5 protein-coding genes and 1 pseudogene are annotated in these 9,101 nt (G+C 63.3%); 1 reads left to right on the top strand and 5 read right to left on the bottom strand.

Annotated features, from left to right (window positions below):
• Positions 1-508: 508 nt before the first annotated feature.
• Positions 509-718, bottom strand: a pseudogene (locus ACXWUF_RS13255) (endonuclease III domain-containing protein); the annotation flags it as partial.
• Positions 719-855: 137 nt separating this feature from the next.
• Positions 856-2,529, bottom strand: a complete 1,674-nt coding sequence (locus ACXWUF_RS13250; protein ID WP_458495144.1) for an ATP-binding protein — start codon at positions 2,527-2,529, stop codon at positions 856-858.
• A gap of 291 nt (positions 2,530-2,820) precedes the next feature.
• Between ACXWUF_RS13250 and pepN the strand changes: the two genes are divergently transcribed.
• Positions 2,821-5,475, top strand: coding sequence for an aminopeptidase N (gene pepN, locus ACXWUF_RS13245; RefSeq protein WP_458495143.1), 2,655 nt, complete (start codon positions 2,821-2,823; stop codon positions 5,473-5,475).
• A gap of 123 nt (positions 5,476-5,598) precedes the next feature.
• On the opposite strand, the gene ACXWUF_RS13240 is transcribed toward pepN, so the two are convergent.
• The 3 genes from ACXWUF_RS13240 to ACXWUF_RS13230 all read right to left on the bottom strand — a co-directional run.
• Positions 5,599-5,823 carry a hypothetical protein gene (locus ACXWUF_RS13240; RefSeq protein WP_458495142.1) on the bottom strand — a complete coding sequence of 75 codons (225 nt, stop codon included), beginning with the start codon at positions 5,821-5,823 and terminating at the stop codon, positions 5,599-5,601.
• A gap of 312 nt (positions 5,824-6,135) precedes the next feature.
• Positions 6,136-8,106 (bottom strand): hypothetical protein, encoded by a 1,971-nt coding sequence (locus tag ACXWUF_RS13235; protein ID WP_458495141.1) that lies wholly within the window; start codon positions 8,104-8,106, stop codon positions 6,136-6,138.
• A partial coding sequence (locus tag ACXWUF_RS13230; RefSeq protein ID WP_458495140.1) for a VWA domain-containing protein occupies positions 8,103-9,101 on the bottom strand: 999 nt, incomplete at its 5' end. The genes ACXWUF_RS13230 and ACXWUF_RS13235, both read right to left, overlap by 4 nt.

The following is a 9,101-nucleotide window of genomic DNA, read 5'->3' as shown; positions in this document are numbered from 1 at the left end:
TCCCTATCAAGGAGGCGATAATACGGTCATCGGTGATAGTGTTGAACTTTTCGTAGATCATTGGCTGAAGTGGTTTCCATGGCCGGACGATGGCTAATCAATTTAGCTAAAATACCATTTTATGGCATTGGGTACATATCTAGTATATAAATCACATCAAAGAGGGTTCTGTCGCTTGCATGAAAGAATTGCCCGATTTTGGCGAAAAACTGCGCAAGCCTTTGCTAATTCGTTTAGTGTTTCGGTTAAAAACACAACTAATTTGATTTATTGGGTTCAGTAGCTATGCAGGTCAGGCATGTGCACTTGCCCGACGCATCCTTGCCGGAACCGGAAATGTCGGGTAAAAGCTCATAGGGTGGGTTAGGCGCACATGACCAAAAGGCCGAAATTCACGATCACGTTTCCGTGCGCCGTAACCCACCGCACAGCCCTGGTCCGGCGGGTTACGGTGCGCGGAAACCTCGTGGAAGATTGCGAGCCCAACGCAATGCGCACCTAACCCACCCTATATATCCGTAATCTTATCCGAATACTCACAAAGCTCCTCAATCGGGCAAACCCCACACTTCGGCTTCCGCGCCACACAGGTATACCGCCCATGCAAAATCAATAAATGATGGGCATCCTTCATAAACTCCTTCGGCGTGGCTTTCTCCAGCTTCCTTTCCACTTCCAGAACATTCTTGCCGGGCACCAGCCGGGTACGGTTGGGCACGTATTGCCATGCCCAACATTCCCGGGCTCCGACATGGCAGCGGTGTTGCCATTTCCACCGACAACATCCGCAACCACCAAGCCGTTCCCGCCCCATGGCGCGGCGGAACTTCAGGCCGAGAGCTAAAAACCGGCCACTCACCGCCCCTGAGCCCGCCAGCGGTCCACGATGGCATCCATATCCAAATCGTCCGGGCCGGTGGTCCAGCCTTCGTGGAAGTCCGCGTCGTTGCTGTTGGGCGGCGGATCGGGCTTGAAAATCTGGCAGCGGGTGGGCAGCGGAATGGCCTCGCCCAGAATCATGGCCTCGCCCCGCCCGAGCGCCGCGAGGATATCCACCAGGTCGGCCTCGCCCTCGGGCACCAGCTTGCGGATATAGGCTTGGTCGTCGGGATTGGTGATGCGCAGGCACACGTAGGTGCCGCACTGGGACAACACGGTTTCCGACAAATCCTTGGGCCGCTGACTGACCACCGCCAATCCGACGCCATATTTGCGCCCTTCCTTGGCGATCCGCTCCATGGACTTGCGGGTGCCTTCGAACTGGGCGTTGCCTTCGCGGGGAATGTAGGCGTGGGCCTCTTCGCAGACCAGCAGGATGGGAAACTCGCGGTTCTTGGGGTTCCAGTAATTGAACTCGAACGCCAGGCGGCCAATCTGGGCGGACACCGTGGGCCGCACGTCGAAAGGCACGGGGCTGAGGTCGATGACCGTGATTTGCCGCTTGGGATTGCCCAGCCCGACGAAGTCCCGCAGCAGGCCGGCCATGGTTTCGGACTTGTTGCGCCGCTTGGGATTCAGCAAGAAATCATAGCGGGCGTCGGTCATGCGGCTTTGCAGCTTGACCAGGAATTCGTCGAACTGGCCGTAGAGCGGACCCTTGGTCTTGCCAAAATCGGTGCGCAATTCGTTGGCCTCCTTGAAGCTCTTGTAAACCTCCTGCAAGGAAAAATAGACCGGGGAATCCAGCGACACCGCTACCATTTGCAGCGCCCTGGCCGAAACCTTCTTCAATTCCAAGACCGCTTCCCGCAGGAACGCCATCTGGACGGACGCGCCGGGGTCGTTGCGGTCGATGAAGAGGTCGCAGAGTTCGGCGAAAGTCATCAACCAATAGGGGATTTCCAGACGCCGGGCGTCCAGGTAGCGGGTGCATTCGGGGTCGAAGGCGGAGCAGGCTTCGGCCTTGCCTTGATCCCGCCAATAATATTCGCCGTGCAGGTCGAGCAAAATGACGTGGGCCTTGGGCATGGCGGACACCATGCGCTGAATCAGGCTGGCGACGGACCAGGACTTGCCGGAACCCGACTGGCCCAGAATGGCGAAATGGCGGCTGAACATGGCGTTGGGATTGACATGCACGCCCACCGTGGGGAAGGCGCGGAGATAGGCCGGGGTGAAGCCATATTGCCGATTGCTGGCGAAAATGCCGCCGATCTCCCCCGCCGACACCATGTGGATTTCAGCCCCCGGCGTCGGGAAGTTGCGGACCCCGCGCCGAAAGCCGCCGCCTTTCGGCGCCATCTCTCCGAGCGGCGTGATGAGCAGCAGGCTGCCCGCCGCCGACCGGCGCGAACCCTCCCCCCCGGTGCGGTCGCTGGGATCCGCCTTGATTTCGTTCACCAAGCCCAGCACCCGATAGCCGTGTTGGCAGACCACCACGTAAGCCCCCACCTGCCCGGCCACTTCCGGCTTGCCATCCATGACGATGGTGGGCCGGAAATCTTCCTTCTCGGTCAATAGTTTCCCCAGGAATCGACCCGGCCGTATCTCCAACAGATGGCCGATTAGGGTTTCGCTTGCATCTGACATAGTCGGAATATCCTCAATCTCAATTCTTGGCTTGGAAGCCGATAAACACAACCTAAACAGGCACTCAACGGGCGTTGGCCTTTTCCGGCGAACTCTCGCCCAACGGAAAAATCAAATCAACCCACAACGCCTCACAAAGCAGAGGATCGGAGGCGGGGCTTGGGACTCGGGGTCCGGCCTTGTTATCCTTGGCGAAGCCTGTTGGGCAAGGAACCAAACACCCTCATACGCAGGTTCCCCGCGCTTGATGCCGGGGAATCCGATTTAGCGCCGCACAACGAGAACAGAACCATGCGCGAATCCACCCCCAGAACCGTTTACCTGAAAGATTACACCCCGCCGGATTATCTGATCGAGACGGTCGATTTGCTTTTCGAACTCGACGAGGAGAATACCCGGGTCACTTCGAAGCTCCGGGTCCGGCGCAATCCTGATTCGGTGGGAGAAGCCAAGCCCCTGGAACTCAATGGCGAGCAACTGGCGCTGGAATCCGTCAAGCTCAATGGCCGGGCGCTCGACAGCCAGCAATACCGGCTGGCCGACGAAGCCTTGATGTTGCCCAACCTGCCGGATCGCCCCTTCGACCTGGCAATCGTCACCCGCGTCAATCCCAAGGCCAACACCGCGCTGGAAGGCTTATACCTCTCCAACGGGATGTTCTGCACCCAGTGCGAGGCGCAGGGCTTCCGCAAGATCACCTACTTCCCCGACCGGCCCGACATCATGGCCCGCTACACCACCACACTGGTGGCCGACGAGGCCCGCTATCCGGTGCTGCTGTCCAACGGCAACCGGATCGCCAGCGGCAAGCTGCGCAAGGGGCGGCACTGGGTGAAATGGGAAGACCCGTTCAAGAAGCCCTCCTACCTGTTCGCCCTGGTGGCGGGGCAATTGGCCTGCCTGGAAGACCGCTACACCACCGCCTCGGGCCGTGAAATCACCCTGCAAATCCTGGTCGAGCCGCACGATCTGGACAAATGCGGCCACGCCATGCAGTCCCTCAAGAACGCCATGCGCTGGGACGAAGAGAATTATGGCCGGGAATACGATCTTGACCTGTACATGATCGTCGCGGTCGGCCATTTCAACATGGGCGCGATGGAGAACAAGGGGCTGAACATCTTCAACACCAAGTACGTGCTGGCCCGCCCCGACACCGCCACGGACTTCGACTACGAACACATCGAGGGCGTCATCGGCCACGAGTATTTCCACAACTGGACCGGCAACCGCATCACCTGCCGGGATTGGTTCCAGCTCAGCTTGAAGGAAGGGCTGACCGTGTTCCGCGACCAGGAATTCTCCGCCGACCGCACCTCCCGCCCGGTCAAGCGCATCGACGCGGTGAACATGCTGCGCACCCGCCAGTTCACCGAGGACGCCGGTCCCCTCGCCCACCCGGTGCGGCCCGAGTCCTACATTGAAATCAATAACTTCTACACCCTGACCGTGTACGAAAAGGGCGCGGAGGTGGTGCGGATGCTGCACACCCTGCTGGGCAAGGCCGGCTTCCGCCGGGGCACCGACTTGTATTTTGAGCTATACGACGGGCAGGCCGTGACCTGCGACGATTTCGTCAAGTGCATGGAAGAAGCCAACGGGGTGGACCTGACCCAATTCCGCCGCTGGTACAGCCAGGCGGGCACCCCGGAATTGCGCCTCCACGCCGCCTACGACCCCGAGCAACAATGCCTGGACCTGACCATCCGCCAATCATGCCCCTCGACGCCGGGCCAATCCAACAAACAGCCCTTTCATATCCCGCTGGCCTTGGGGCTGCTGGCCCCGGACGGCTCCGAAATGCCGTTGCAACTGGCCGGAGAAGCGGCGCCGCTTCCCGCCAAGACCCGCGTGCTGCACCTCAAGGCGACCGAGGAGCGGTTACGCTTCGTCAACCTGCCCGCCAAGCCGGTGGTCTCGGCGCTGCGGGGCTTTTCGGCCCCGGTTAAATTGCACCAGGAACGCAACTACGAGGAGCTAGCGTTCCTGTTCGCCCACGATTCCGACTTCTTCAACCGCTGGGACGCCGGGCAGCAACTCGCCACCCAGGTCATGCTGAAGCTGGTGGAGCAACCAGCCACCAGCCTGAGCGCCGCCCCGCTGGAACCGATGCTGGTCAAGGCGTTCCGTCACTTGCTGGGGGGCGAATGGACCGACCTCTCCTATCTGGCCCTGCTGCTGACCCTGCCTGCGGAGGAGTACGTCAGCGCGGCCATGAAACTCATCGTTCCCGAGGCGGTCCACGCCGCCCGGCAACACGTCAAGCGGGAACTGGCCCGATTGTTGGCCCCGGACTTCCAGCGCCTTTACCAAGCCCACCACCGAGACGAGTTCGACCGCTTCGACGCCGAGACCGTCGGTCGCCGCCGCCTGAAAAACACCTGTCTGGCCTATCTGAGCGAGTTGGACACGGGAGAAGTCCATGAGCTCGGGCTGCGGCAATTCCGCGAAGCCCGGACCATGACCGACCGGATTGCGGCCCTGTCCGCCATCGTCAACAGCGGCAACCCGGACAAACAGGCGTGCGTGACGGAGTTCTACGAAAAATGGAAGAACGAGGACTTGGTGGTGGGCAAGTGGTTCACGTTACAGGCCACCTGTTATCTGCCGGGCACCCTGGACCGGGTGAAAGCCCTGCTGGCGCATCCGGCTTTCGATCTCAAGACGCCCAACCATGTGCGTTCGTTGATCGGCACCTTCGCGCAATCGAATCCGGTGAATTTCCATACCAAGGACGGCGCGGGCTATACCTTCCTGGCCGATCACGTCATCGAACTCAACGCCATCAACCCGCAAATCGCCGCCCGGCTGCTGACCGCCCTCACGCCTTGGCGCCGCTACGACAGCGACCGGCAACGGCTGATGTGCCAGCAATTGCAGCGCATCGCCGGGACAGCGAATATTTCCAAGGATGTCTATGAAGTGGCGATGAAGAGTCTGGCGTGATCCAAATGGTTGGGGCCGGCATGGGAACGTGGGAACGGCGGGGCGGGGATTCACTGGCGGGCGTGGGTTGCCGCCTACATGCAGAACCAACGCCGGAGCGATCCGGCGTTGTTGTGAACGTGCCTACCAAGCGTTATCGGTTAAGCCCAGCAGCGCGGTGGTTTTCTTGGCGAGGGTCAGCACCGGCGACTTCACCACGACGAGGCGGCTTTTGTTTTGGGACGTGGGCGCTTGGCTGGTGCTGGGGGCGGCGTTGACGAAATCGGTGGGGCCGACTTTCGGCATGCCCATAAAAATCGCGCCGCCGACGATGGCTGCCAAACTGATGCTTAGGATGATGTTGCGCATTTTCGTTTTCTCCGCTGGGGTGCCCATGAGGGTGAGGGCTTGACGGTAGAGTACGAAAATGAAGATGAACTGTCGGTGAACTAACCCCCGCCCAAGTCCCAACAATTACCCCTCGCCCCGATGTATTTTCACGTCGCTAGAGGCAATTATTCCCCTTGACCACCGTGGGAGCGGTCCCTTCGGCTTCGCTCAGGACAGGCTTTAGACCGCGACTATTCCGCGCCTGGTCGTGGCCTGAAGGCCACTCCCACAACCCCACAGCTCCACAACCGCCGGTTTCTCGATTCCGGGAAATTGTTTTCGGCCAAATCCTTAGCCGCCCCGCCCCGCCGCCTCCCGATGCAGCGCGACCAATCCCACCAGCCGCAACAACCCCGCCGCGATGTCGCCATCCTGCGGAGACGCCGCCACCCGCCGCGCCTCGTCGCTGAACGCCGCCAACTCCCGCGCCAGCACGGCCAGCGGTAGGCCATCCAAGCGCCCGCGCAGTTCCCGGCAGCGCTCGTGCCAGCCCTGCCCAAGTTCCGCCAGCCCGTGGTGAAACAGGTCCGCCAACGCCGCTGCCAACTCGTCCAGCACCCCCGCCACCCCGGACGCTTCCGGCTCGCCCGCCAGTCCCGCCGCCACATCGGCCAACGCGCCGCACGCCGGTTCCAAATCAGGCACCACCACCCGGCCACAGGCGAACGCCCACGGGTCCAGCCACGCCTGACCATTGCGCCAAGACGCCACGCCCGCGACGTGGGTCAACTCACCCAAACGCCCGGTCAACGCCCCGGCCATGGCATCCAACGCATGGCGGGCATGGCCGCGATGCTCGCGCTTGAGAACCACGGACTCCCCGTTGGCGTCCAGCACCATGGCGACCAGGGCTTGCGCGTGGGGGTCATAGAACAGCGTTTCGACGCCCGCCACCCGCAGCACGGCGAACCGACCAGCGGCATGGCGCGGCAGGACTTGCGGAATCGGGTGGGCCTCCCGTTCCTGCTTGAGGTCGGCCACCCGCTCGAAGCACAGCGGCCGGCCCAGGCTGGACCAGTCGGCCACTTGCGGCAGCAGGCTGTTCTGCGCGGTGCGGGCCTTGGCGAGAATCAGCGTGCCGTCGGCCCGGCGCTTGGCTTGGCGGGACAGCAATTGCCCGCTGATTAGGGGCAGCAGCTTCACGCCGGGCGCGAGGCGTTGCGCGGCCAGCGGGCCGGCTTCATCCGCCGTGCCGTCCGGGACTTGCCAAGCGTGGGTCAGCACGAAGCGGGTGCCGGTGTCGCCGTCGGCCAGAATCAGCCGCGCTTGGCGGGTGTCGCCGTCGCGGTCGATGCGGCAGCCCAGGGACACCAAGCGCAACCGGTCCAATTCCACCTCCGCCGCTTCGCCTAGCCCAAGCGCCGACTTGGCCCGGCCCGGTTGCCCGCCCGCCGCGAGGCGCAGGGCCAATTCGGCGATGAGTTGGAAGCCCTCGGCCACATCGTAGCGGGCACTGCGGGCGGCGTAGGCGCTGATCCAGGCGTCTAGTTCGCCCAGCAACAGGCTGAGCCAGACCGCGCCGGTGCGCTCCGCCGCTTCCAAGGCGCAGGTCAAGCTTTCCCGGTGGGGGAAAAGTCCGCGCTTGACGCCGTGGCGGGCGAGGCTGTCCACCAGGGCGTGGAACGGCGCCGCGTCGAAGCCCGCCGCCGCTTTGGCCTCGCCCAGCCGAACCCGTGTCAGCGGGACGTCCGGCGCCGTCCGCTCCGCCTCCCGGAACGCCCACACCGCCAGCGCCACATGCTCGCAGCAGGCCGCGTCCACGCAATCGCAACAGGCCGCTTCGATGGCCGCGCCGCCCCAGAACCGCACCGTCGCCATGGGCAGCCGCGCCGTCGGGCAGGGTTCGCCGCTGGCCGCGCGGCGGATTTCGATTTCCAACCCGCCGAGCTTGCGGCTTTCCGCCAACGCGAAAACACGGGCCGGAATCAGCCGGGCCAGGGTGGCGTCGTCCACGCGGGCGGGCGAGGTCAGCGGCGGCGGGGCCGACTCGGCTTCCGCCCGGTAGGCCAGCGCGGCCATGATCCGATGCCGACACACGCCCGCCGCGCCGCAACTGCACCGGGTGTGCTGGATGGGCTTTTCCGCCTCCCAGACGGTGACGACGCCATCGCTGAACGTGGCGGTGAGCGTGCCGGTGTCGTCCAGGGCCAGCGTGGGCCGGTAGCCGCCCTCCAGTTCCCGCGTGGCGCGTTTGACCAGCCCGAGATTGGCGGCTTGGGCCAGGGCTTCCGGGGATAATCGCAACAGGTCTTCCCGGCTCATCCCAGTTTCTCCGCCAGCCATGCCGCCAATTGGCCGGGCGTCATGGCGGCGACGTGAGCCCCCGCGTCCACCAGTTTTTGCGCGAGATTGCGGTCGAAATCCGCCTCGGCCTGATCGTTGAGCGCCGCCAGCCCCAGCACTTTCGTGCCTTGCGCCACCAGCGAACTGGTCAGCGACACCAGTTGGTATTCGGGCATTCCTTCGTAAAAGTCACTGACCAGCACGACGATGGCGCGGGTCGGCACTTCGATCTGTTCCGCCGCGTAGGCCAGCGCCTTGCCGATGTAGGTGCCGCCGCCCAATTGCACCTTCATCAGCACCTCCACCGGGTCTTCGGCGCTGTCGGTGAGATCGACGACTTCGGTGTCGAAGGCGATGAGGTGGGTTTTGACGCCGGGCAGCCCCCACAGGCAGGAGGCCGTGACCGCCGAATGGATGACCGACGACACCATGCTGCCGCTCTGGTCCACCAGCAGGATGATTTGCCAGCGTTGCAGGCGGCGGCGGGTGTTGTGGTGGAACCAGGGCCGGGCGACGATCAGGCGGCGGGTGGCCGGGTCGTAGTGACGGAGGTTGCGGCGGAGGGTTTCCCCGGCGGCGAACTGGCTGGCGGCGCCGGTCGGCACCACTTGCTGTTTGCGCTTGACGCCGCTGAACGAGCGTTCGATGTCCTTGGCGAGTTTCTCCATAATTTCCTGCACCACCTTGGCGACGAGTTTTCGCGCCATCGCCAGCACGTCGGGATTCATCAGGTGCTTGGTGCGCAGCACGGCTTCCAGCAGGGCCGGGTTGGGGATGGCGCGTTCCAGCACGTCCGGGTTGGTGACGATTTCGTCGATACCGTAGCGCTCGATGGCGTCGCGCTCCAGGCGCTCGATGGTTTCCTGGGGGAAAAGGGTATGGATTTGGTTGATCCAGTCGGGCACCGACAGCGTCGAGTCTTCGCTGCCGCCGTGCCGGTCGAGGCTGTCGCGGCCATCGTCGCCCTCGTCGCG

Source organism: Methylomagnum sp. (genome assembly GCF_054333355.1).
This window is presented reverse-complemented; position numbering and strand designations above follow the sequence as displayed.

What these genes read in the sequence shown, in the direction of transcription:
- ACXWUF_RS13250 (WP_458495144.1), bottom strand. Translation starts at nt 2,529, where the DNA reads ATGTCAGATGCAAGCGAAACCCTAATCGGCCATCTGTTGGAGATACGG.
- pepN (WP_458495143.1), top strand. Translation starts at nt 2,821, where the DNA reads ATGCGCGAATCCACCCCCAGAACCGTTTACCTGAAAGATTACACCCCG.
- ACXWUF_RS13240 (WP_458495142.1), bottom strand. Translation starts at nt 5,823, where the DNA reads ATGCGCAACATCATCCTAAGCATCAGTTTGGCAGCCATCGTCGGCGGC.
- ACXWUF_RS13235 (WP_458495141.1), bottom strand. Translation starts at nt 8,106, where the DNA reads ATGAGCCGGGAAGACCTGTTGCGATTATCCCCGGAAGCCCTGGCCCAA.